21 protein-coding genes are annotated in these 23,016 nt (G+C 58.7%); 14 read left to right on the top strand and 7 right to left on the bottom strand.

Translation table 11 applies throughout. The features are described 5' to 3' along the window. Positions 1-236 precede the first annotated feature (236 nt). The 7 genes from priA to rraA all read left to right on the top strand — a co-directional run bounded on the left by priA (position 237) and on the right by rraA (position 8,204). Positions 237-2,432 carry a primosomal protein N' gene (gene priA / locus L2I46_RS19620; RefSeq protein WP_101862574.1) on the top strand — a complete coding sequence of 732 codons (2,196 nt, stop codon included), beginning with the start codon at positions 237-239 and terminating at the stop codon, positions 2,430-2,432. A gap of 150 nt (positions 2,433-2,582) precedes the next feature. Further along, positions 2,583-3,611, top strand: a complete 1,029-nt coding sequence (gene cytR, locus L2I46_RS19615) for a DNA-binding transcriptional regulator CytR (protein ID WP_004203676.1) — start codon at positions 2,583-2,585, stop codon at positions 3,609-3,611. Between the two features lie 93 nt (positions 3,612-3,704). Next, complete coding sequence (gene ftsN / locus L2I46_RS19610) at positions 3,705-4,670, top strand: cell division protein FtsN (RefSeq protein ID WP_071997579.1); 966 nt, start codon at positions 3,705-3,707, stop codon at positions 4,668-4,670. Between the two features lie 91 nt (positions 4,671-4,761). Next, positions 4,762-5,292: an ATP-dependent protease subunit HslV gene (gene hslV / locus L2I46_RS19605; protein ID WP_002882918.1), complete on the top strand. Its 531-nt coding sequence runs from the start codon at positions 4,762-4,764 to the stop codon at positions 5,290-5,292. Positions 5,293-5,301: 9 nt separating this feature from the next. After that, positions 5,302-6,636, top strand: a complete 1,335-nt coding sequence (gene hslU / locus L2I46_RS19600) for an HslU--HslV peptidase ATPase subunit (protein WP_002882917.1) — start codon at positions 5,302-5,304, stop codon at positions 6,634-6,636. A 69-nt stretch (positions 6,637-6,705) separates the two neighbouring features. Further along, positions 6,706-7,626 (top strand): 1,4-dihydroxy-2-naphthoate polyprenyltransferase, encoded by a 921-nt coding sequence (gene menA, locus L2I46_RS19595; protein WP_004203673.1) that lies wholly within the window; start codon positions 6,706-6,708, stop codon positions 7,624-7,626. 92 nt (positions 7,627-7,718) lie between these two features. Next, a complete protein-coding gene (gene rraA / locus L2I46_RS19590; RefSeq protein ID WP_002882913.1) occupies positions 7,719-8,204 on the top strand; it encodes a ribonuclease E activity regulator RraA in 486 nt (161 codons plus the stop codon). Between the two features lie 61 nt (positions 8,205-8,265). On the opposite strand, the gene pfkA is transcribed toward rraA, so the two are convergent. The 3 genes from pfkA to cpxP all read right to left on the bottom strand — a co-directional run bounded on the left by pfkA (position 8,266) and on the right by cpxP (position 10,989). Continuing rightward, positions 8,266-9,228: a 6-phosphofructokinase gene (pfkA, locus tag L2I46_RS19585; protein WP_002882911.1), complete on the bottom strand. Its 963-nt coding sequence runs from the start codon at positions 9,226-9,228 to the stop codon at positions 8,266-8,268. Between the two features lie 196 nt (positions 9,229-9,424). Next, positions 9,425-10,327 carry a CDF family cation-efflux transporter FieF gene (gene fieF / locus L2I46_RS19580; RefSeq protein ID WP_008807873.1) on the bottom strand — a complete coding sequence of 301 codons (903 nt, stop codon included), beginning with the start codon at positions 10,325-10,327 and terminating at the stop codon, positions 9,425-9,427. Between the two features lie 158 nt (positions 10,328-10,485). Next, the gene (gene cpxP / locus L2I46_RS19575; RefSeq protein ID WP_049013705.1) at positions 10,486-10,989 is read right to left on the bottom strand and encodes a cell-envelope stress modulator CpxP; all 504 of its coding nucleotides are present in this window, start codon (positions 10,987-10,989) and stop codon (positions 10,486-10,488) included. Positions 10,990-11,138: 149 nt separating this feature from the next. Here cpxP and cpxR point away from each other — a divergent pair, with 149 nt between their 5' ends. Next, a complete protein-coding gene (gene cpxR / locus L2I46_RS19570) occupies positions 11,139-11,837 on the top strand; it encodes an envelope stress response regulator transcription factor CpxR (RefSeq protein ID WP_004203671.1) in 699 nt (232 codons plus the stop codon). Continuing rightward, positions 11,834-13,207 carry an envelope stress sensor histidine kinase CpxA gene (gene cpxA / locus L2I46_RS19565; RefSeq protein ID WP_008807874.1) on the top strand — a complete coding sequence of 458 codons (1,374 nt, stop codon included), beginning with the start codon at positions 11,834-11,836 and terminating at the stop codon, positions 13,205-13,207. The genes cpxR and cpxA overlap by 4 nt, the downstream gene beginning before the upstream one ends. Positions 13,208-13,320: 113 nt before the next feature. Here the strand turns inward: cpxA and yiiM are convergent, their stop codons facing one another. Continuing rightward, a complete protein-coding gene (yiiM, locus tag L2I46_RS19560) occupies positions 13,321-13,995 on the bottom strand; it encodes a 6-hydroxyaminopurine reductase (protein ID WP_064158482.1) in 675 nt (224 codons plus the stop codon). A gap of 72 nt (positions 13,996-14,067) precedes the next feature. Continuing rightward, complete coding sequence (gene sodA, locus L2I46_RS19555) at positions 14,068-14,688, bottom strand: superoxide dismutase [Mn] (RefSeq protein WP_004203668.1); 621 nt, start codon at positions 14,686-14,688, stop codon at positions 14,068-14,070. A gap of 288 nt (positions 14,689-14,976) precedes the next feature. On the opposite strand from sodA, the gene rhaT reads away from it, so the two are divergent. Beyond that, complete coding sequence (rhaT, locus tag L2I46_RS19550) at positions 14,977-16,011, top strand: L-rhamnose/proton symporter RhaT (RefSeq protein WP_236948157.1); 1,035 nt, start codon at positions 14,977-14,979, stop codon at positions 16,009-16,011. Positions 16,012-16,043: 32 nt separating this feature from the next. Here the strand turns inward: rhaT and rhaR are convergent, their stop codons facing one another. Both rhaR and rhaS (L2I46_RS19540) read right to left on the bottom strand, forming a co-directional pair. Beyond that, positions 16,044-16,889, bottom strand: coding sequence for an HTH-type transcriptional activator RhaR (gene rhaR / locus L2I46_RS19545; RefSeq protein ID WP_004203666.1), 846 nt, complete (start codon positions 16,887-16,889; stop codon positions 16,044-16,046). A gap of 73 nt (positions 16,890-16,962) precedes the next feature. Beyond that, entirely contained in the window at positions 16,963-17,799 is an 837-nt protein-coding gene (rhaS, locus tag L2I46_RS19540) for an HTH-type transcriptional activator RhaS (RefSeq protein WP_004203665.1), read from the bottom strand. 310 nt (positions 17,800-18,109) lie between these two features. Here rhaS (L2I46_RS19540) and rhaB point away from each other — a divergent pair, with 310 nt between their 5' ends. The 4 genes from rhaB (at position 18,110) to rhaS (L2I46_RS19520) (ending at position 22,880) form a co-directional block, all read left to right on the top strand. Next, complete coding sequence (gene rhaB, locus L2I46_RS19535) at positions 18,110-19,576, top strand: rhamnulokinase (protein WP_117134273.1); 1,467 nt, start codon at positions 18,110-18,112, stop codon at positions 19,574-19,576. Then, positions 19,573-20,832 (top strand): L-rhamnose isomerase, encoded by a 1,260-nt coding sequence (locus tag L2I46_RS19530; protein WP_032454470.1) that lies wholly within the window; start codon positions 19,573-19,575, stop codon positions 20,830-20,832. The genes rhaB and L2I46_RS19530 overlap by 4 nt, the downstream gene beginning before the upstream one ends. 149 nt (positions 20,833-20,981) lie before the next feature. Continuing rightward, the gene (gene rhaD / locus L2I46_RS19525) at positions 20,982-21,812 is read left to right on the top strand and encodes a rhamnulose-1-phosphate aldolase (protein WP_050534179.1); all 831 of its coding nucleotides are present in this window, start codon (positions 20,982-20,984) and stop codon (positions 21,810-21,812) included. An 81-nt stretch (positions 21,813-21,893) separates the two neighbouring features. Beyond that, entirely contained in the window at positions 21,894-22,880 is a 987-nt protein-coding gene (rhaS, locus tag L2I46_RS19520) for a rhamnose ABC transporter substrate-binding protein (protein ID WP_023291520.1), read from the top strand. The last annotated feature ends 136 nt before the right edge of the window (positions 22,881-23,016 follow it).

Genomic DNA, 23,016 nt, shown 5'->3' with positions numbered 1-23,016 from the left:
AGGCCGCGTCGCTCTTCCAGCCCTAACGCCAGACACCACGCGATATTAGTAATTTCCCGTCGCCCTCTACGCTGTTGACAGCGTGAAGCACGCGGTAATGGTCAATCTTCAATGCGATATAAAGCGCATCAAAGGCGGCGAATCATACAGAATTTGACCAGCATATGCAAACTGATCCGCGCCGCCTTATCGTAATGTGTATACTATCCCGCCAGATTTCAAGTCAGGAAGATGACATGCCCGTCGCCCACGTTGCCCTACCCGTTCCGCTACCGCGCACTTTTGACTATCTGCTGCCTGAAGGCATGGCGGTCAAAGCGGGCTGTCGGGTGCGGGTGCCGTTCGGCAAACAGGAGCGGATCGGTATTGTCGCGGCGATCAGCGAACGCAGCGAGCTGCCGCTGGACGAGCTAAAACCGGTCGCGGAAGCGCTGGACGACGAACCGGTCTTCTCCGGTACCGTCTGGCGGCTGCTGATGTGGGCGGCTGAGTATTACCATCATCCGATTGGCGATGTGCTGTTCCATGCGCTGCCCATTCTGCTGCGCCAGGGCAAACCCGCCAGCGCGACGCCGCTGTGGTACTGGTTCGCCACCGAGCAGGGGCAGGCCGTCGACCTTAACGGTCTGAAACGCTCGCCGAAGCAGCAGCAGGCGCTGGCGGCGCTGCGCCAGGGAAAAATCTGGCGTCATCAGGTTGGCGAACTGGAATTTAATGAAGCGGCGCTGCAGGCGCTGCGCGGCAAAGGGCTGGCGGAGCTGGCCTGCGAAGCGCCCGCCCTCATCGACTGGCGCAGCGCGTATTCGGTTGCCGGCGAACGCCTGCGTCTTAATACCGAGCAAGCCACCGCCGTCGGGGCGATCCACAGCGCCGCCGATCGCTTCTCCGCCTGGCTGCTGGCGGGTATTACCGGCTCAGGGAAAACGGAAGTCTATTTGAGCGTGCTGGAGAACGTGCTGGCGCAGGGGCGCCAGGCGCTGGTGATGGTGCCGGAGATCGGTCTGACGCCGCAGACCATCGCCCGCTTCCGCCAGCGCTTTAACGCGCCGGTGGAAGTGCTGCACTCCGGACTCAATGACAGCGAACGTCTTTCGGCCTGGCTGAAGGCGAAAAACGGCGAAGCGGCCATTGTGATCGGCACCCGCTCCTCGCTGTTTACCCCGTTTAAAGACCTCGGCGTCATCGTTATCGACGAAGAGCATGACAGCTCCTACAAGCAGCAGGAGGGCTGGCGCTACCATGCCCGCGACCTGGCGGTATGGCGCGCCCACAGCGAACAGATCCCGATTATTCTCGGCTCGGCGACGCCGGCGCTGGAGACCCTGCATAATGTCCGCCAGGGCAAATACCGCCAGTTAACCTTAAGCAAACGCGCGGGCAATGCGCGCCCTGCCCAGCAGCACGTGCTCGATCTCAAAGGGCAACCGCTGCAGGCGGGTCTGTCTCCCGCGCTGATTAACCGTATGCGCCAGCATCTGCAGGCGGATAACCAGGTGATCCTGTTTCTTAACCGCCGCGGCTTTGCGCCAGCGCTGCTGTGCCACGACTGCGGCTGGATAGCGGAATGTCCGCGCTGCGACAGCTACTACACGTTGCACCAGGCGCAGCACCATCTGCGCTGCCACCATTGCGACAGTCAGCGCCCTATCCCGCGCCAATGTCCCTCCTGCGGCTCCACGCACCTGGTGCCGGTGGGTATCGGCACCGAACAGCTGGAGCAGGCCCTGGCGCCGCTGTTCCCTGACGTGCCTATCTCGCGTATCGACCGCGATACCACCAGCCGCAAAGGGGCGCTGGAGGAGCATCTCGCCGCCGTCCATCGCGGCGGAGCGCGTATTTTAATTGGCACCCAGATGCTGGCCAAAGGCCACCACTTCCCGGACGTCACCCTCGTCTCCCTGCTGGACGTCGACGGGGCGCTGTTTTCCGCGGATTTCCGCTCCGCCGAGCGTTTTGCTCAGCTCTATACCCAGGTCTCCGGGCGAGCGGGACGGGCAGGAAAACAGGGCGAAGTGATCCTGCAAACCCACCATCCTGAACACCCTCTGCTGCAGACCCTGCTGTATAAAGGCTACGACGCCTTCGCCGAACAGGCGCTGGCAGAGCGGCAGACAATGCAGCTACCGCCGTGGACCAGCCATGTGCTGATTCGTGCGGAAGACCATAACAACCAGCAGGCGCCGCTGTTTTTACAACAGCTGCGCAATCTGCTGCAGGCCAGTCCGCTGGCCGACGACAAGCTATGGGTGCTCGGTCCGGTTCCGGCGCTGGCGCCGAAGCGCGGCGGCCGCTGGCGGTGGCAGATATTGCTGCAGCATCCTTCGCGGGTACGCCTGCAGCATATCGTCAGCGGTACGCTGGCGCTGATCAATACGCTGCCGGAGGCGAAAAAAGTGAAGTGGGTGCTGGATGTCGATCCTATTGAAGGGTAAGCCTTCTCTTGCGAGCCGGATCGAAAAATTTAACAAGCATCACGTTTTTCATGAAAATTCTGTAACTCACTGCCGCGACTATCTGATAAAAATGATGCAGCAGTTAGCGCGCAAGGGAAATGCCAGCGCCATTCAGCGAGGAGAAACCAGGTGAAGCCCAAAAAACAAGTGGTTGCCGCCACCATGAAAGACGTCGCCTTAAAGGCAAACGTTTCCACGGCAACCGTGTCCCGAGCGTTGATGAACCCTGATAAGGTGTCGCAAGCCACCCGTAACCGGGTCGAGCAGGCGGCGCTGGAAGTCGGCTATTTACCGCAGTCGCTCGGACGCAATATGAAGCGCAACGAATCGCGGACGATCCTCGTGATCGTCCCGGATATCTGCGATCCCTTTTTTAGCGAAGTGATCCGCGGTATTGAAGTCACTGCCGCCGAGCACGGATATCTGGTGTTAATCGGCGATTGCGCCCACCAGAATCAGAAAGAAAAAACCTTTATCGACCTTATCATCACCAAGCAGATTGACGGCATGGTGCTGCTCAGCTCGCGCCTGCCGTTTGACGCCAGCGTGGAAGAGCAGCGCAATTTGCCGCCGATGGTCATGTCGAACGAGTTCGCGCCGGAGCTGGAGCTGCCCACCGTCCACATCGATAACCTGACGGCGGCTTTTAACGCGGTAAACTATCTTCACGAGCTGGGACACCAGCGTATCGGCTGCATCGCCGGCCCGGAAGATATGCCGCTGTGCCATTATCGCCTGCAGGGTTACGTGCAGGCGCTGCGCCGCAGCGGTATCACCGTTGACCCGCACTATATCGCTCGCGGCAACTTTACCTTCGAAGCTGGCGCCAATGCGCTGGAGCAGCTGCTGTCGCAGCCGGTACCGCCCACCGCGGTCTTTTGCCATAGCGATGTGATGGCGCTGGGCGCCTTATCGCTGGCGAAACGCCGCGGTCTGAAAGTGCCGGACGACCTGTCGATCGTCGGCTTCGATAACATCGCGTTGTCTGAATTTTGCGATCCGCCATTGACCACCGTGTCACAGCCGCGTTTTGATATCGGCCGTGAAGGAATGCTGCTATTACTTGAGCAAATGCAGGGTCATAACGTGAACAGCGGCTCGCGCCTGCTCGATTGCGAACTGATTGTTCGCGGCAGTACGCAAAAAATCAGACGATAACCATCAGGCTTTCGGGCCTGCTCTTCTGGTCAAAGGCCCGCCGCTTAAGTAACATGGCGGGCTGACGAACGAATATAAGACAGCGAAACGATAGTGGCACAACGAGATTATGTACGCCGCAGCCAACCGGCTTCTTCGCGGCGCAAAAAGAGCACTACCCGAAGCTCAAGGAATAAGCAAAGCAGCCTCCCGGCAATTTCACCGGCTATGGTGGCGATCGCGGCGGCTGTGCTGGTGGCCTTTATCGGTGGACTCTATTTCATTACGCACCATAAGAAAGAAGAAGCGGAAGCGATGCAAAATCGCCAGGCCGCCGGCAACGGCTTGCCGCCAAAACCGGAAGAGCGCTGGCGCTATATTAAAGAGCTGGAAAGCCGCCAGCCGGGCGTTCGCGCGCCGACCGAACCGACCGCCGGCGGCGAAGTGATGAAACCGGAGCAACTGACCGACGAACAGCGTCAGCTGCTGGCCCAGATGCAGGCCGATATGCGTCAACAGCCGACTCAGCTGACCGAAGTGCCGTGGAACGAACAAACGCCGGCCCAGCGCCAGCAGACGCTGCAGCGTCAGCGTTTAGCGCAGCAACAGCAGCAGGCGCAACAGCAACAGTGGGCGCAAACTCAGCAGCAGACCGTGCAGCAGCCGCCGCGCGTTCAGCAGCCGAAGCCGGTCCAGCAGCAACAGCCGAAGCAGACCGCGTCAAACCAGCAGCCGTACCAGGATCTGCTGCAGACGCCGGCGCACACTACGACTACGCAGCCGCGCGCGCAGGCCGCCGCGCCGGTGACTCGAGTGGAGGAAGCGCCGAAAACGACCGCCGAGAAAAAAGACGATCGTAGCTGGATGATCCAGTGCGGCTCCTTTAAAGGCGCCGAGCAGGCCGAAACCGTCCGCGCTCAGCTGGCTTTCGAAGGGTTTGCCTCGCACATCACCACCAACAACGGCTGGAACCGCGTGGTCATTGGCCCGCTGAAAGGCAAAGAAAGCGCCAACGAGATGATCACCCGCCTGAAGATGGCTGGACACGCGAACTGCATTCGTCTCGCCGCCAGGGGTTGAAACCCTCAAAATCCCCCCCATCTATAATTGCATTCGGCCCCGCGGACAGCGCGGGGCCCCTGTTCCGCTTTTGCAACCAAGGGGTCTGCTCGTGACTACAATTGTAAGTGTTCGCCGTAACGGCCATGTTGTTATTGCCGGTGATGGCCAGGCCACGCTGGGCAACACCGTAATGAAGGGCAACGTGAAAAAAGTGCGTCGTCTGTACAACGACAAAGTGATTGCCGGTTTCGCTGGCGGCACCGCCGACGCCTTCACGCTGTTCGAACTGTTTGAACGCAAACTGGAAATGCACCAGGGCCATCTGGTGAAGGCCGCCGTTGAGCTGGCTAAAGACTGGCGAACCGATCGGATGTTGCGCAAGCTGGAAGCGCTGCTGGCCGTCGCGGACGAAAACGCGTCGCTTATCATCACCGGTAACGGTGACGTGGTACAGCCGGAAAACGATTTGATTGCTATCGGCTCCGGCGGTCCTTACGCCCAGGCCGCGGCCCGCGCGCTGCTGGAAAACACCGATATGGGCGCGCGCGATATCGCCGAGAAAGCGTTGGATATTGCAGGTGATATCTGCATCTATACCAACCATTTCCACACCATCGAAGAATTACCTTCTAAAGCGTAAGGATCTCCCATGTCTGAAATGACCCCACGCGAAATTGTCAGCGAACTGGACAAACACATTATCGGCCAGGACGCCGCCAAGCGTTCTGTTGCTATCGCCCTGCGTAACCGCTGGCGCCGGATGCAGCTTAACGAAGAGCTGCGTCATGAAGTCACGCCGAAAAACATTCTGATGATCGGCCCAACCGGCGTCGGTAAAACCGAAATCGCTCGTCGTCTGGCGAAACTGGCCAACGCGCCGTTTATTAAAGTTGAAGCGACGAAGTTCACCGAAGTAGGTTATGTCGGTAAAGAAGTGGACTCTATCATCCGCGATCTGACCGATGCGGCGATCAAAATGGTTCGTATGCAGTCCATCGATAAGAACCGTTACCGCGCGGAAGAGCTGGCGGAAGAGCGCGTGCTTGACGTGCTGATCCCACCGGCGAAGAACAACTGGGGCCAGACTGAGCCGTCGCAGGAACCGTCTGCGGCGCGCCAGGCGTTCCGTAAGAAACTGCGTGAAGGCCAGCTGGACGATAAAGAGATTGAAATCGATCTCGCTGCGGCGCCGATGGGCGTTGAAATCATGTCCCCTCCGGGCATGGAAGAGATGACCAGCCAGCTGCAGTCCATGTTCCAGAACCTCGGCGGCCAGAAGCAGAAACCGCGTAAGCTGAAAATCAAAGACGCGATGAAGCTGCTGATTGAAGAAGAAGCGGCCAAACTGGTCAATCCGGAAGAGCTGAAGCAGGAAGCCATCGACGCTGTTGAGCAGCACGGTATCGTCTTTATCGACGAAATCGACAAAATCTGTAAGCGCGGCGGCAACACCTCCGGCCCGGACGTCTCCCGTGAAGGCGTACAGCGCGACCTGCTGCCGCTGGTGGAAGGCTGCACCGTCTCCACCAAGCACGGGATGGTCAAGACCGACCACATCCTGTTTATCGCCTCCGGCGCGTTCCAGGTGGCCAGCCCGTCCGATCTGATCCCGGAACTGCAGGGACGTCTGCCGATCCGCGTTGAGCTGAAGGCGCTGACCACCCATGACTTCGAGCGCATCCTTACCGAACCGAACGCCTCCATCACCGTGCAGTACAAGGCGCTGATGGCGACCGAAGGGGTGAATATCGAATTCACCGAAGACGGTATCAAGCGTATCGCTCAGGCCGCATGGCAGGTAAACGAAACCACCGAGAACATCGGCGCGCGCCGTCTGCACACCGTGCTGGAGCGCCTGGTGGAAGATATCTCCTATGATGCCAGCGAGATGAACGGCCAGACCGTCACTATCGATGCCGAATATGTGAGTAAGCACCTGGATGTTCTGGTGGCAGATGAAGATCTGAGCCGTTTTATCCTATAATCCGGTGCAATGCATTTTCATCACTGTTGATGGGGGCTATCGCCCCCATTTTTATTGGCTAAAATAACTATGACTGATATCAGCCGTTCTCAGGCGTGGCTGGAAAGCCTGCGTCCTAAAACGTTACCGCTGGCGTTTGCCGCGATTATTGTTGGCACCGTCCTTGCCTGGGAGCAGGGGCATTTTGATCCCTGGGTCGCCCTGCTGGCGCTGATCACCGCCGGCTTGCTGCAAATTCTTTCCAACCTCGCCAATGACTACGGCGACGCGGTCAAGGGGAGCGATAAACCGGACCGCATCGGGCCGCTGCGCGGGATGCAGAAAGGGGTGATTACCCCCCAGCAGATGAAGCGCGCCTTGATTGTCACCGTCGCGCTGATCTGTCTGTTTGGTCTGGCGCTACTGTGCGTCGCCTGGCAGAGCGTCGGCGATTTCATCGGTTTCCTCGCGCTGGGTGGCCTGTCGATCGTGGCCGCCATCACCTACACAGTGGGCACCCGCCCGTATGGTTATATTGGCCTCGGTGATATTTCGGTACTCGTTTTCTTCGGCTGGCTGAGCGTCCTCGGCAGCTGGTATCTGCAAGCCCACAATGTGGAAGCGGCCATTTTTCTGCCGGCAACGGCCTGCGGTCTGCTGGCGACCGCCGTACTGAACATCAATAACCTGCGTGATATCGACAGCGACCGGCAGAACGGGAAGAACACCCTCGCCGTGCGCCTGGGGCCGGTCAATGCCCGCCGCTATCATGCCTGCCTGCTGCTCGGCGCCCTGCTGTGTCTGGCGCTGTTTAACCTGCTGGCGCTGCATTCTGCCTGGGGCTGGCTGTTTATTCTCGCCACGCCGCTGCTGGTCAAACAGGCGCGTTACGTCCTGCGCGAATCCGATCCGCTGGCGATGCGGCCGATGCTCGAAAAGACGGTCAAAGGGGCTTTGCTGACCAACCTGCTGTTTGTTATCGGGATTATTGCCAGTAAGCTGGCGGCTTAACTGACAAATATCAATTAACAATTGATGATTTTGCCAACAATGCGATTCGCGGGATATACTAAAAACTCTCGCAGCAACTGAACGTTAAGCCTATGAAATACGATACTTCCGAGCTTTGTGACATCTACCAGGAAGATGTCAACGTCGTGGAACCGCTGTTCTCTAACTTTGGAGGACGGTCGTCGTTTGGTGGACAGATCATTACGGTAAAATGTTTCGAGGATAACGGGTTGCTCTACGATCTGCTCGAGCAGAATGGCCGTGGTCATATTCTCCTGATCGACGGCGGCGGCTCAGTACGACGCGCGTTAATTGACGCTGACCTGGCGCGTCTGGCCGTACAGAATGAATGGGAAGGGTTGGTGGTCTATGGCGCGGTGCGCCAGGTTGACGACCTTGAGGAACTGGATATCGGCATCCAGGCGCTGGCGGCCATTCCGGTCGGCGCGGCTGGCGAAGGCATCGGCGAAAGCGACGTGCGCGTCAATTTCGGCGGCGTGACCTTCTTCAGCGGCGACCATCTGTATGCCGATAACACCGGGATGATTCTGTCGGAAGACCCGCTGGATATCGAATAAACCTTGCGCCATAAAAAAGGCCTTCTCCATGAGAAGGCCTTTTGTTTATCCGGCGCGTAACTTAGTACAGTTTCTTCGCGCAATCCAGCCAGTCGTTCTTGAACGGACGCTTCATGTTCTCGATGGCATCGATGATGTCGTGGTGCACCAGCTTCTCGTTCTGGATGCCGACGCAACGGCCGCCATGGCCCTGCAGCAGCAGCTCAATCGCATAGGCGCCCATGCGGGAAGCCAGGATACGGTCGTAAGGAACCGGGGAACCGCCGCGCTGAATGTGGCCGAGGACGGTAGCGCGGGTTTCACGGCCGGTCTCTTTCTCGATGTAGCTTGCCAGCTCGTCAACGTCGCACATGTGTTCGGTGATCGCCACGATAGCGTGTTTCTTCCCTTTCGCGATGCCGGCTTTGATTTCCGCTACCAGATCGTCACGGGTATATTCCACTTCCGGCACCATGATGAACTCACAGCCGCCGGCAATCGCCGCCGCCAGAGTCAGGTCGCCACAGTAACGGCCCATCACTTCCACCACGGAGATACGCTGGTGCGAAGAGGAGGTGTCGCGCAGACGGTCAATCGCTTCCACCACGGTGCTCAGAGCGGTGAAGAAGCCGATGGTGTAGTCAGTGCCTTTGATATCGTTGTCGATGGTGCCCGGCAGGCCGATGCACGGGAAGCCCATCTCGGTCAGGCGCATCGCCCCCATATAGGACCCGTCACCACCGATAACCACCAGCGCGTCCAGGCCACGCTTCTTCATGTTTTCGATAGCCACTGCGCGGATGTGTTCTTCGCGGAATTCCGGGAAGCGAGCGGAGCCCAGGAAGGTGCCGCCGCGGTTGATCATGTCGGAAACGCTGTAACGGTCGAGCTGAACCATACGGTCTTCGTACAAGCCGAGGTAACCGTCATAGATTCCAAAAACTTCCAGACCTTCCGTTAATGCCGCGCGCACAACGCCACGAATTGCTGCGTTCATGCCCGGCGCATCACCGCCACTTGTCAACACACCGATTTTCTTAATCATGACTACCTCTGAACTTAGGAAGCAAAAAATAATTCTGTTGCCTGAAGCGCTCCCTCACCAGGAGTGCACGACGCTAATGACAATAGTATATCAAACGCCTCAAGCTGAATTGATTCAGGTCAGACCAAACGGCGGTAATTTATACAAAAAATGCCGAGCTGACCCACATTTTTACATCGAGTTTACAGACTATAACCTAACGCTCAAAAAAGCCCTGCTGCGCCGCCGGCACCACAGAACTGGGATCCTGATGGATAATGACATCGGAACCCGGGAAACGGCGCAGAATCGCCTGCTCCACCTGGTCTGCAATCACGTGGGCTTGCACCAGCGGGAGGTTATCTTCCATTTCCAAATGAATCTGAATAAAGCGGGTCGGCCCTGACTGCCGCGTTCGTAGATCGTGCGCCCCGCGGATGCCGGGCCATGCGGTCACGATGGTGATAATGTCCTGACGCTCCTCGTCAGGCAAAGCGCGGTCGAGTAACGACTGAACCGCCTCATAGCCCATCCGCAGCGCGCTATATAAAATATAGATGCCAATTCCTAAGGCAAACAACGCATCGGCGCGATGCCAGCCGTACCAGGAGAGGCCCAGCGCCACCAGAATGGCGCCGTTCATCATAACATCAGACTGATAATGAAGCATATCCGCCCGCACCGCCTGGCTTTGGGTTTTTCGCACCACCCAGCGCTGGAAGGTCACCAGCGCCAGCGTGCTGAACAGGGCAATCAACGTGACGACAACCCCGACGCCGGCGGCCTGTAGCGGCTCCGGACGCACCAGGTGCTGAATACCGGTAAGAAACAGAAACAGCGCCGAACCGGAGATAAACATGCTTTGCGCCAGCGCCGCCAGCGACTCCGCTTTGCCGTGGCCAAAGGTATGTTCTTCATCAGCAGGCTGCAGCGAATAGCGCACCACCAGCAGGTTGGTCAGCGAGGCGGCAATATCCACCAGCGAATCCACCAGCGCGGCCAGAATACTGACTGAACCGGTATACCACCACGCAAAAATTTTGATCAAAAGTAACGCGGAGGCCATCGCCGTCGCAGCGATAGCGGCGCGGCTGACCAACCGGCCATAAGATTGATTCATATAGGCTCCTTCTCCTGCACTGCGCTTAGTATAACCTGAACTGGTGACGCTCACGGGATAGGCGAAGAAGTTGATTTGCCGAAAAAAGGGCAAAAAAAACCCCCACATCATGTGGGGGAAGACAGGGATGGTGTCTATGGCAAGGAAAACAGGGTTTGTTACTGGGGTTGCAGGGTGTTGCTACTACTCGAAAGCATCATCGCTGAGCCTTTCTGCGTCCTTGCAACCTCACGCAACTGATCCATACGTTGCTGGTGCTTAGCATTTAAAACCGCTTGCTGCTCTGGCGTAAGCAGGTGGAACATCTGGTTGCGGACCTTAGCCATCTCGACCTGGCGAGCAACCTGTTCCTGCGCCATCTTTTCTGCCTGAGCGCGCACAGCGTTTTCATCAAAATTTTCTGCGGTGACAAGGCGATGCATTGTCTCCATTTCGCTAACATTAACGGGGAGCCTGTCGTGGCGTGCCCGTTGCATAAGATCCCGTAACTGCTGACGTTGCTGCTCGGTTAAACTTATGCCGTCAAACATATGGCTCTGGCTACCGCGCTGTCCCCCTTCGTCTCCGGGGAGCCAGTTAACGCTGGTAACGACTTCAGCGGCCTGGCTATATGCACTTAGCGCCAGCGTTGAGGCCATGACGGCAGCGATAACATTGCGCATCACATACTCCCAAAACGTTTGTGTCGCGATTCAACGAGAGACAGTCTACGATTCAGGCTGCAAACATGCGTCAGGGGGTGTAAAACAACGTAAAGTCATGGATTAGCGGGCCTTGATGACGTAATTTCTGCCTCGGAGGTATTTAAACAATGAATAAAATCCTGTTAGTTGATGATGACCGGGAGCTCACCTCCCTGTTAAAAGAGCTGCTCGATATGGAAGGTTTTAACGTGCTGGTGGCCCATGATGGGGAACAGGCGCTGGCCCTTCTGGACGACAGCATTGATTTATTGCTGCTCGACGTAATGATGCCGAAGAAAAACGGTATCGATACGCTTAAAGAGCTGCGTCAGACACACCAGACTCCGGTTATCATGCTAACAGCGCGCGGGAGCGAGCTGGATCGCGTTCTCGGCCTCGAGCTGGGCGCAGATGACTATTTGCCTAAGCCGTTCAACGATCGCGAACTGGTGGCGCGTATACGCGCGATTCTGCGCCGTTCCCACTGGAGCGAACAGCAGCAGACGACCGAAGCCGGCTCGCCGACCCTGGAAGTGGATGCCTTAAGCCTCAATCCGGGCCGTCAGGAAGCCAATTTCGATGGCCAGACGCTGGAGCTCACCGGCACCGAGTTCACCCTGCTCTATCTGTTAGCGCAGCATCTCGGCCAGGTGGTGTCACGCGAACATTTAAGCCAGGAAGTGTTAGGCAAGCGCCTGACGCCGTTCGACCGCGCCATCGATATGCATATTTCCAACCTGCGGCGTAAGCTGCCGGAGCGCAAAGATGGCCATCCGTGGTTTAAAACGCTGCGTGGCCGCGGGTATCTGATGGTTTCCGCTTCATGATTGGAAGTTTGACTGCACGCATCTTCGCCATCTTCTGGCTCACGCTGGCGCTGGTGTTGATGCTGGTGCTGATGCTGCCCAAACTGGACTCCCGGCAGATGACCGAGCTGCTGGAAAGCGAGCAGCGTCAAGGCATCATGATCGAGCAGCACGTCGAGGCCGAGCTGGCCAACGATCCGCCAAACGACCTGATGTGGTGGCGTCGTCTGTTTCGCGCCATCGATAAATGGGCGCCTCCGGGTCAGCGCCTGCTGCTGGTCACCAGCGAAGGCCGCGTGATCGGCGCAGAACGCAACGAGATGCAGATCATTCGCAACTTTATCGGCCAGGCCGATAACGCCGATCATCCGCAGAAAAAACGCTATGGCCGCCTGGAAATGGTGGGCCCGTTCTCCGTCAGGGATGGGGAGGATAACTATCAGCTGTATCTGATCCGTCCCGCCAGCACCTCACAATCCGACTTTATCAACCTGCTGTTTGACCGGCCGCTGCTGCTGCTGATCGTCACAATGCTGGTTAGCGCCCCGCTGCTGCTGTGGCTGGCGTGGAGCCTGGCGAAACCGGCGCGTAAGCTGAAAAATGCCGCTGACGAGGTCGCCCAGGGCAACCTGCGGCAGCATCCGGAGCTGGAAGCCGGACCGCAGGAGTTTTTAGCCGCCGGCGCCAGCTTTAACCAGATGGTGACGGCCCTGGAGCGGATGATGACCAGCCAGCAACGGCTGCTGTCCGATATCTCGCACGAGCTGCGCACGCCGCTCACGCGCCTGCAGCTGGGCACCGCCCTGCTGCGCCGCCGCAGCGGTGAGAGCAAAGAGCTGGAGCGTATCGAAACTGAAGCGCACCGACTGGACAGCATGATCAACGACCTGCTGGTGATGTCGCGCAATCAGGCGAAAAACGCCCTGGTGAGCGAGACGGTCAAAGCCAATCAGCTGTGGGGCGAAGTGCTGGACAACGCGGCGTTTGAAGCCGAGCAGATGGGTAAATCGTTCACCGTTGAGTATCCGCCGGGTCCGTGGCCGCTGTACGGTAACCCCAATGCGCTGGAAAGCGCGCTGGAGAATATCGTCCGCAACGCCCTGCGCTACTCGCACACGAAGATTTCCGTCAGCTTCTCAGTGGATAAAGACGGGATTACGGTTAACGTCGATGACGACGGCCCGGGAGTCAGCCCGGAGGATCGCGAGCAGATTTTCCGGCCATTCTACCGGACCGACGAGGCGCGCGACCGCGAGTCCGGCGGCACCGGCCTGGGGCTGGCGATTGTCGAAACCGCTATTCAGCAGCACCGTGGCTGGGTGAAGGCCGACGACAGCCCGCTGGGCGGTCTGCGCTTAACCCTCTGGCTACCGCTGTATAAGCGGACCTGACGCTGACCCGGCCTGCGCTGCGCCGGGTTACCGCCAGGAACGGTCAGGTCGCCCGGGTAAGGCGCTTGCGCCGCTACCCGGGAGACTCTGCGGAAAGCGCCAATATGGGGGAATTATTTCCCCCACAATCGCCGTGAATTATCCTCGATCTTGCCGCTTAAACGGCGCTTCTGCATGGTTCGACTCCAGCTTACCGACAGGCCCGCAGCCGACAATAAGCGGTGGTACTGATCGTCATCAAACGGCATATGCCAGGCAATCGCCCCGGCCTCATGGACGCTGACATCGCTCAGGCGAGAGACCAGTTCGAGCGGCGCATCGCTGGAGACTTGCCCCCCGGCGATCACCCGGTACAACCAGCCGGTCTTCCCGCTGTTTTGCATCAGCTGCGCCATATCACCGATCGCAAAATGAAAGTTGAGCTTGAAGCACGGAGAGCGCGGCTGGGTGACCTGGATCAGCGCCTCGCCCCAGCGAAAGATGTCGCCAATGTAGACGTTTTGTTCGGTGAGGCCAGTGGTGGAGAGGTTTTCGCCGAACGCCGGGGCGCAGAACCGATCGGCCTGCTGGGGAAATTCACGGATCCAGTCGGCATAGTGTTCGCGCGGATAGTGACACAGCGCGCGGTCCGGCCCGCCGTGTATTTTCTTCTCTGCCTGCTCATCCCCTTCGAGACCGAGATCGCCGAGCTGCAACTCGCCGTCAACCTGGATTTTGCCGATCGCGCTGGGACGACTGCCCGTGTAGTCCCTGATTTTGCCGACAAAGACATTCACCGGATAATGCATGTCTGCTCTCCTTGCTACCGATATAAAAAAAGCGAGCCATCAGACTCGCTTCTCTCTTAGCACATTGCAACCTTATTTTTTGGCGGCAAAACGCGCTGCAGCTTCGTCCCAGTTCACCACGTCCCAGAAGGCTTTGATGTAGTCCGGGCGACGGTTCTGGAATTTCAGGTAGTAAGCGTGTTCCCACACGTCCAGACCCAGGATCGGGAAGCCGGAAGCGCCGGAAATGGCTTCGCCCATCAGCGGGGAATCCTGGTTTGCGGTGGAGACAACGGCCAGTTTGTCACCTTTCAGGACCAGCCACGCCCAGCCGGAACCGAAACGGGTCGCAGCGGCTTTTTCGAATTCCGCTTTGAAGTTGTCCACAGAGCCGAAATCGCGCTCGATAGCCGCTTTCAGGTCGCCCTGCAGGGTGGTACCGGTTTTCAGGCCTTTCCAGAACAGGCTGTGGTTCGCGTGGCCGCCGGCGTTGTTACGCAGTACGGTTTTTTTGTCAGCCGGCAGCTGATCCAGCTTGGTGATCAGCTCTTCAGCGGACAGGTTAGCGAACTCCGGCAGGCTTTCCAGCGCGGCGTTGGCATTGTTCACGTAGGTCTGGTGGTGTTTGGTGTGATGGATCTCCATCGTCTGCTTGTCGAAGTGCGGTTCCAGAGCATCGTAAGCGTACGGCAGGGATGGCAGGGTATAGCTCATAATCATCTCCATTATTGTCGAGCGGCTCAAGTGTTAACGCCGCGTAAGCAGTTTGTCCATTATAGTTAATTAAATGGTATTGAAAATGCTTATCAATGCCGTATTTTTCATATGGATATAACCAGAAGAAATACCCGTCGTTTTGTGATGTAGAACAACTAATTAAGCCCATGGTTGCCAGAGTTCGCCATCCTGTGGCAACGTCCTGAAGGCGGCCAAAGCGGCTAATTTTTACACTCATCGCATCGGAAGCCGCCGTCTCCGATAAAAAAGATGAGGATAAAATCAATGAACCACGCGATTACGATGGGTATTTTTTGGCATTTGATAGGGGCCGCCAGTGCCGCCTGTTTCTATGCCCCGTTCAAGAAAGTAAAACACTGGTCGTGGGAAACCATGTGGTCGGTCGGGGGGATCGTCTCCTGGCTGATCCTGCCCTGGGCCATCAGCGCCACCCTGTTACCCGATTTCTGGGCCTACTACCGCTCCTTTAACGCCTCCACGCTGCTGCCGGTCTTTCTGTTCGGCGCCATGTGGGGCATCGGTAATATCAACTATGGCCTGACCATGCGCTATCTCGGCATGTCGATGGGGATTGGCATCGCCATTGGCATCACGCTGATTGTCGGTACGCTGATGACGCCGATTATTAACGGTCAGTTTTCGGTGCTGATGCACACCCAGGGCGGTCAAATGACGCTGCTCGGCGTGCTGGTGGCGGTGGTTGGCGTTGGCATCGTCACCCGCGCGGGCCAGCTGAAAGAGCGCAAAATGGGCATCAAAGCCGAAGAGTTCAATCTGAAGAAAGGGCTTCTGCTGGCGGTGATGTGCGGTATCTTCTCGGCAGGGATGTCGTTCGCGATGAACGCCGCCAAACCGATGCATGATGCCGCCGCGGCGCTCGGCGTCGACCCGTTATATGCGGCGCTGCCAAGCTACGTGGTGATTATGGGCGGCGGGGCGCTGGTCAACCTTGGCTTCTGCTTTATTCGTCTGGCGAAAGTGAAGACCCTGTCAGTCAAAGCCGATTTCTCACTGACCAAACCGCTCATCATCAGCAACCTGCTGCTTTCCGCCCTCGGCGGCCTGATGTGGTATCTCCAGTTCTTCTTCTATGCCTGGGGCCACGCCAGCATTCCGGCGCAGTATGACTATATGAGCTGGATGCTGCACATGAGTTTCTACGTACTGTGCGGCGGTCTGGTGGGTCTGGTGCTGAAAGAGTGGAACAACGCCGGTCGTCGTCCGGTGAGCGTCCTGAGCCTCGGCTGCGTGGTGATCATCATCGCCGCCAACATCGTCGGTCTGGGAATGGCCAGTTAAGCACCGGATCATCTGCCTGACAAAGACGCTCTTCAGGCGGCGGCGCGACTGCGCTGCCGCCACTGCCCCGGCGACATGCCGATTTCCCGGCTGAACACCACCGAAAAGTAGTTACTGTCCTCAAAGCCGCACTGCATGGCGATATCGCCGATTAAGCGCTCGGTATGCTGCAACAGATACTGCGCATGGCAGATCCGTAGCTGGCGTAAATAGTGATTGATGGTCATGCCGGTTTGCTGGCGAAATTGCTGCCGTAGCGCCCGCTCGCTGCCGCCCTCCTGCTCGCAGAAACGCTCCAGGACAAAGGGTCGGCTCAGGCTGGCCGCCAGCGCGGCCAGCAGTTTGTCCAACAGCGCTTCGCGCTGCGTCGCCGCCAGATTATCCGTCGCGTAGCGATGGCGCTGGAGGGTCAGCGCCAGCTGAGCAAACAGCAGCTCGGCCATCGCATTCCCCTGCGCATCGTGCCGGGAACACTCATGCTCAAGCTGGCTAATTACCTGGCGCGCCTGCGCCATACCGGTGCTGCCCATGCGCCAGTGGGGCTTCCACGGCGTGCCGAAGAGGCCAGGGATCGCCCCCGCCCAGTCGAAATTGAGCTGCAGCCGCTCCGGGCAATAGATGATGTTCTGCAGAACCAGATCGTTAACGGAAGCATAGGAGTGTTTATCTTCGGCGCGAATATAGAACAGATCGCCGCGGGTAATGCGCCAGGGACGGTCGTTGAGAACGTGCAGCCCGTTGCCCCGCCACACCAGCACCAGCTCGCAGAACTCATGGGTGTGTTCAGCGAAGACGTTTTGCGGGTAGCGGTCGGCCACCGCCACCGCCTGCGTGGCGGAAGGGAAAAACTCCTCTTTACGTAGAATCAGACCGGCCACGGCTCACACTCCCAACGCGGATAACGGCGCATTATTCGCGTTTTTGGTCCGCAATACGTTGACTCCTCTCGCGTTACTGAAGAATAGCGTCCCGCCCCTGGCGGATATCGCGCGGCGACCAGGAAAACTCGCGGCGAAAAAGCGTCGAAAAGTGGTTACTGTCGCCGAATCCGCAGCGATAGGCGATATCAGTCACGCTTTCATCGCTGTGGCGCAGCAGGTGGCGGGCTTTCATCAGGCGCACCCGATTGAGATAGCGCTGCGGCGTCAGGCCGGTCTGCTGCTTCAGCTGGCGGTGTAGAGTACGCAGCGACAGCGAAAACTGCGCCGCCACCTCCTCCCAGCAGATCTCCTGCGCAAAATGGTCTTCCAGCCAGGCCAGCAGCTGATTCAGCCGCGCATCGTTGTTGGTGGCCTCTTCCGCAAGGCTGCTTTTCCGCAGCAGCACCAGCAGCTGCATAAACAGGATCTCACGGCTGGCGACGGCATGGGTATCCGTTTCGCTCCCCATGGCCTCCATCTGCGCCACGATATGCCGCACCTGCTGCAGGACCGTCTGGTTCACCCGCCAGTGCGACGGGTAGTTGCCCTCCTGCTCCTGAGGCAGCAGCTGGCTGACCCCGGCGAGAAAACGAAACGCATCCGGCGCGCGATAGAGCACGTTGGTCAGACACAGATTGTCCGTGTGCTCGTAAAGATGCCGGTCGTGATCGCGAATAAAGCAGACCGAGCCGCCGCCGATGGTATAAGGCTGGCCATTGAAGACGTGAATGCCCGTGCCCTGCTCCACGATGACAATTTCATGGAAATCATGGTGATGCTCCGGAAAGGCCGACTGAGGGAGGCGGGGTTCAATAGCCACCGTCGAGATCCCGGCCTTAAAGAAATCCGTACTGTGCAATATGGTCATGATGCCACCCTCGTAATGAGAAAAATTATCAGTCACCGGCTGATAGTAATGAAGGGTTGGCTATCCGGCCTTCAATTTTTGACCGCGAAATTCGTAAATCCTGCCGCTTTTTCAAGAATCAGCCGGAAAGATGCGGAACTGCGGACCCCATCACATCCTCCTCACCACCGCCCAAAACCGCAATTTGTGATTTTCCTCACGGTCACCTTTGCTTTCTTGCCAGCGGCCAGTTTCGGCTGTCAGTAGCGAGAAGGTGTTAGTCAGCGCCCTTTTTTAGACTGCGGACAATGATTTTAAGAAGGGTCGTTCCATGAGTATTCGTCATTGTGTCGCCGTCGATTTAGGCGCCTCCAGCGGGCGGGTCATGCTCGCCAGCTATCAGTCCGGGTCGCGCGCCCTGACGCTGCGTGAAATTCATCGCTTCACCAACAGCCTGCAGAAGGTGGATGGCTTCGACTGCTGGGATCTCGATAGCCTCGAAGGCGAGATCCGCCGCGGGCTGGAGAAAGTGTGTGAGCAGGGCATCCTGATCGACAGCATCGGCATCGATACCTGGGGCGTGGATTATGTCCTGCTGGATAAGCAGGGTCAGCGCGTCGGGCTGCCGGTCTCCTATCGTGACGACCGCACCCAGGGCCTGCTACGTCACGCTGAAGAACAGCTGGGCCGGGCGGAGATCTATCGCCGCAGCGGCATTCAGTTTCTGCCGTTTAACACCCTTTATCAGCTGCGCGCCCTGGTGGAGCAGCAGCCGGAGCTGGTCAGTCAGGCCGCCCATGCCGTGCTGATCCCCGACTATTTCAGCTTCCGCCTGACCGGCAATCTGAACTGGGAATATACCAACGCCACCACCACCCAGCTGGTCAACATCCACAGCGATAGCTGGGATGAGACGCTGCTGAACTGGACCGGCGCGCCGCGCGAATGGTTCGGTGCGCCGACGCATCCCGGCAACGTTATCGGCCACTGGATTTGTCCGCAGGGCAATAACATCCCGGTGGTCGCCGTCGCCAGCCACGACACCGCCAGCGCGGTGATCGCCTCCCCGCTGGCCGACCGCCACGCCGCCTATCTCTCCTCCGGGACCTGGTCGCTGATGGGGTTTGAAAGCCTGACCCCGTACACCTGCGACGCGGCGCTGCAGGCCAATATCACCAACGAAGGCGGGGCCGAAGGCCGCTATCGGGTGCTGAAAAATATTATGGGGCTGTGGCTGCTGCAGCGGGTGCTGAAAGAGCAAAACGTCAGCGACCTGCAGGGGCTAATCGCCCGCACCGCCGCGCTGCCGGCGTGCCGCTTCATCATTGACTGCAATGACGACCGCTTTATCAACCCGGCCAGTATGAGCGCCGAGATCCAGGCCGCCTGCCGCGGATCCGGTCAGCCGGTTCCTGACAGCGACGCCGAACTGGCGCGCTGCATTTTCGACAGCCTGGCGCTGCTCTACGCCCGGGTGCTTAACGAGCTGGCGGCGCTGCGCGGCCAGCCCTTCAGCCAGCTGCATATCGTCGGCGGCGGCTGCCAGAACGAACTGCTCAACCAGCTGTGCGCCGACGCCTGCGGGATCGTCGTCGTGGCCGGCCCGACAGAGGCCTCCACCCTCGGCAATATCGGCATCCAGCTAATGACCCTCGACGAGCTGGCCAGCGTCGATGAGTTTCGTCAGGTGGTGCGCGGCAACGCGTCCCTCACCACCTTTACCCCCAATCCTGATAGTGAAATTGCCCGTTTCGTGGCGCAGTTTCAGCCACAACAGACCAAGGAGCTTTGCGCATGACCACTCAACTTGAACAAGCCTGGGAAATTGCTAAGCAGCGCTACGCCGCCGTCGGCGTGGATGTCGAGGAGGCCCTGCGCCAGCTGGACCGTCTGCCCGTATCCATGCACTGCTGGCAGGGTGACGACGTCGCCGGGTTCGAAAATCCGGCGGGAAGCCTGACCGGCGGCATCCAGGCCACCGGCAACTACCCGGGCAAAGCGCGCAATGCTCAGGAGCTGCGCGCCGACCTTGAGCAGGCGCTGAGCCTGATCCCGGGGCCAAAGCGTCTCAACCTGCACGCTATTTATCTGGAATCCGACGCGCCGGTGGCGCGCAATGAGATTAAGCCGGAGCACTTTAAAAACTGGGTTGAGTGGGCGAAAGCCAACAAACTGGGGCTGGATTTCAACCCCTCCTGCTTCTCGCATCCGCTGAGCGCCGACGGCTTTACCTTGTCGCATGCCAACGATGAGATCCGCCAGTTCTGGATCGACCACTGCAAAGCCAGCCGCCGCGTATCCGCTTATTTTGGCGAACAGCTGGGCACCCCGTCGGTGATGAATATCTGGGTGCCGGACGGCATGAAGGACATTACCGTTGACCGCTTCGCGCCGCGCCAGCGGCTGCTGAACGCGCTGGATGAAGTCATCAGCGAAAAATTCGACCCGGCGCATCACATTGACGCTGTGGAGAGCAAGCTGTTCGGTATCGGCGCCGAAAGCTACACCGTCGGCTCCAACGAGTTCTATATGGGCTACGCCACCAGCCGCCAGACAGCGCTGTGCCTGGATGCCGGCCACTTCCACCCGACGGAGGTCATCTCCGACAAGATCTCCGCCGCCATGCTCTACATCCCGCGTCTGCTACTGCACGTCAGCCGCCCGGTGCGCTGGGACAGCGACCACGTGGTGCTGCTGGATGATGAGACCCAGGCCATCGCCAGCGAAATCATTCGCCATAACCTGTTTGACCGCGTGCACATCGGCCTCGACTTCTTCGATGCCTCCATCAACCGCATCGCGGCCTGGGTGATTGGTACCCGCAATATGAAAAAAGCGCTGCTGCGCGCCCTGCTGGAACCGACCGACCAGCTGCGCCAGCTGGAGAACGACGGCGATTACACCGCCCGCCTGGCGCTGCTCGAAGAGCAAAAATCCCTGCCGTGGCAGGCCATCTGGGAGATGTACTGCCAGCGTCACGACACGCCGGCGGGCAGCCAGTGGCTGGACAACGTGCGGGCTTATGAGAATGCGGTTCTGAGCCAGCGCGGGTAATGCACGGGCTTCCCCGGGTCGCGGCTGACGCCTTACCCGGGCTACGAACCGGTAGCCCGGATAAGCCGTTTACGGCGCAATCCGGGGGCACGCACATATTTAGGGTGAGGGGGTCAACCCCTCACCGAATCAACAGGAAAGACAAGACTATGCAGACCATTATCGACGCCTGGTTCGTCCAGGGCATGATCAAAGCCACCTCCGACGCCTGGCTGAAAGGCTGGGACGAGCGCAACGGCGGCAACCTGACGCTGCGTCTGGATGAGGCGGATATCGAACCTTACGTGGCGGATTTCCACGCTAAACCGCGCTATATCGCCCTCAGCCAGCCGATGCCAACCCTGGCTAACCAGCCGTTTATCGTCACCGGCTCCGGCAAATTCTTCCGTAATGTCCAGCTCGACCCGGCCGCTAACCTTGGCGTGGTGAAAGTCGACAGCGACGGCGCGGGATACCATATCCTGTGGGGTCTGACGGAGGATGCAGTGCCGACCTCCGAGCTGCCGGCACACTTCCTGTCGCACAGCGAGCGCATCAAACTGACCGACGGCAAGGACCGGGTGATCATGCACTGCCACGCCACCAACCTGATCGCCCTGACCTACGTCCTGGAGAACCACAGCGATCTGTTCACTCGCAAGCTGTGGGAAGGCAGCACCGAATGTCTGGTAGTCTTCCCGGACGGCGTCGGCATTCTGCCGTGGATGGTGCCAGGCACCGATGAAATCGGCCAGGCGACTGCGGAAACCATGCAAAAACACTCGCTGGTGCTGTGGCCGTTCCACGGCGTCTTCGGCAGCGGCCCAACCCTGGATGAGACCTTCGGTCTGATCGACACCGCCGAGAAGTCCGCCGAAGTGCTGGTGAAAGTCTTGTCCATGGGCGGTATGAAGCAGACCATCACTCGCGAAGAGCTTATCGCCCTTGGCAAACGATTCAACGTGCAGCCGCTGCAGTCCGCGTTAGATCTTTATCCATAACAACATCGCGCCCCGCTCACCGAGACGGGGCGAAGCCTCACCTGCAAACCCTACAAAACTGACTCATGTGGAGTAAAAGCAATGAAAACAAAGACAAGCTTGATCCTCACCGTTGCCGCCCTGGCGTTGTCCGGTTCCGCCTTAGCAGAAGTCAAAATCGCCCTCGTGGCGAAATCGCTGGGAAATGGCTTCTTCGAAGCCGCCAACGTTGGCGCCCAACAGGCAGCCAAAGAGTTAGGTGATGTCAAAGTGATCTACACCGGCCCGACCACCACTACCGCCGAAGCGCAGATCGACGTGCTGAACGGGTTGATCGCCCAGGGGGTGGATGCGATCGCTATTTCCGCTAACGATCCGGACGCGGTGGTGCCGGTGCTGAAAAAAGCGATGCAGCGCGGCATCAAGGTGGTCTCGTGGGACTCCGGCGTGGCGCCGGCAGGCCGCCAAATCCATCTTAATCCCTCCAATAACGCCTTAATTGGCGAGACCAACGTCAAGCTCGCCGCCGATGCGCTGAAGGCGCTGAACGTGGAGAAGGGGGATGTGGCAGTGTTAAGCGCCACTCCGACCTCCACTAACCAGAATATCTGGATTGAGGAGATGAAAAAGGTGCTGCCGCAGTATCCGTCCGTGCACCTTGTCACGGTCGCCTACGGTGACGATCTGTCGGATAAAAGCTACCGCGAAGCGGTGGGCCTGCTGAAATCATATCCGGACCTGAAAGTCATTGTTTCGCCGTCATCGGTGGGGATCGTTGCCGCCGCGCAGGCGGTGAAGGACCAGGGCAAAATCGGCAAAGTGTATGTCACCGGGCTGGGGCTGCCGTCGGAAATGGCCGGCGCGATCAAGTCTGGCGCCAGCAAAAGTTTCGCCATCTGGAACCCGATTGACCTGGGCTACGCCGCCACCTATCTGGCCGACGATTTAGTCAAAGGCACCGCGACCAAAACCGAAGCCAGTATGGGCAAGCTGGGCAAAGTGAAGTTGGATGCTGAGGGGAATGGCGCGATGGCCGAGCCGTTCGTCTACGATGCGAGCAACATCGATAAGTTCTCGAAAATTTTCTAACCCTTGTTCCCTCACCCCGGCCCTCTCCCGGAGGGAGAGGGGGAAAGGCTGGTCCTCTGCACGATGTGGCCAGCGGACGCCGGACCGTTCCCACGCCCCTTTGGGGAGAGGGTTAGGGTGAGGGGTGAATTTTGTG

Source organism: Klebsiella sp. 2019SCSN059, assembly GCF_021739525.1.
Lineage (GTDB): Bacteria > Pseudomonadota > Gammaproteobacteria > Enterobacterales > Enterobacteriaceae > Klebsiella > Klebsiella quasipneumoniae.
The sequence above is the reverse complement of the archived record's forward strand: the minus strand, read 5'-3'. Positions and strand labels throughout refer to the sequence as shown.

What these genes read in the sequence shown, in the direction of transcription:
- priA (WP_101862574.1), top strand. Translation starts at nt 237, where the DNA reads ATGCCCGTCGCCCACGTTGCCCTACCCGTTCCGCTACCGCGCACTTTT.
- hslU (WP_002882917.1), top strand. Translation starts at nt 5,302, where the DNA reads ATGTCTGAAATGACCCCACGCGAAATTGTCAGCGAACTGGACAAACAC.
- menA (WP_004203673.1), top strand. Translation starts at nt 6,706, where the DNA reads ATGACTGATATCAGCCGTTCTCAGGCGTGGCTGGAAAGCCTGCGTCCT.
- rraA (WP_002882913.1), top strand. Translation starts at nt 7,719, where the DNA reads ATGAAATACGATACTTCCGAGCTTTGTGACATCTACCAGGAAGATGTC.
- pfkA (WP_002882911.1), bottom strand. Translation starts at nt 9,228, where the DNA reads ATGATTAAGAAAATCGGTGTGTTGACAAGTGGCGGTGATGCGCCGGGC.
- fieF (WP_008807873.1), bottom strand. Translation starts at nt 10,327, where the DNA reads ATGAATCAATCTTATGGCCGGTTGGTCAGCCGCGCCGCTATCGCTGCG.
- cpxP (WP_049013705.1), bottom strand. Translation starts at nt 10,989, where the DNA reads ATGCGCAATGTTATCGCTGCCGTCATGGCCTCAACGCTGGCGCTAAGT.
- cpxR (WP_004203671.1), top strand. Translation starts at nt 11,139, where the DNA reads ATGAATAAAATCCTGTTAGTTGATGATGACCGGGAGCTCACCTCCCTG.
- cpxA (WP_008807874.1), top strand. Translation starts at nt 11,834, where the DNA reads ATGATTGGAAGTTTGACTGCACGCATCTTCGCCATCTTCTGGCTCACG.
- yiiM (WP_064158482.1), bottom strand. Translation starts at nt 13,995, where the DNA reads ATGCATTATCCGGTGAATGTCTTTGTCGGCAAAATCAGGGACTACACG.
- sodA (WP_004203668.1), bottom strand. Translation starts at nt 14,688, where the DNA reads ATGAGCTATACCCTGCCATCCCTGCCGTACGCTTACGATGCTCTGGAA.
- rhaT (WP_236948157.1), top strand. Translation starts at nt 14,977, where the DNA reads ATGAACCACGCGATTACGATGGGTATTTTTTGGCATTTGATAGGGGCC.
- rhaS (WP_004203665.1), bottom strand. Translation starts at nt 17,799, where the DNA reads ATGACCATATTGCACAGTACGGATTTCTTTAAGGCCGGGATCTCGACG.
- rhaB (WP_117134273.1), top strand. Translation starts at nt 18,110, where the DNA reads ATGAGTATTCGTCATTGTGTCGCCGTCGATTTAGGCGCCTCCAGCGGG.
- L2I46_RS19530 (WP_032454470.1), top strand. Translation starts at nt 19,573, where the DNA reads ATGACCACTCAACTTGAACAAGCCTGGGAAATTGCTAAGCAGCGCTAC.
- rhaD (WP_050534179.1), top strand. Translation starts at nt 20,982, where the DNA reads ATGCAGACCATTATCGACGCCTGGTTCGTCCAGGGCATGATCAAAGCC.
- rhaS (WP_023291520.1), top strand. Translation starts at nt 21,894, where the DNA reads ATGAAAACAAAGACAAGCTTGATCCTCACCGTTGCCGCCCTGGCGTTG.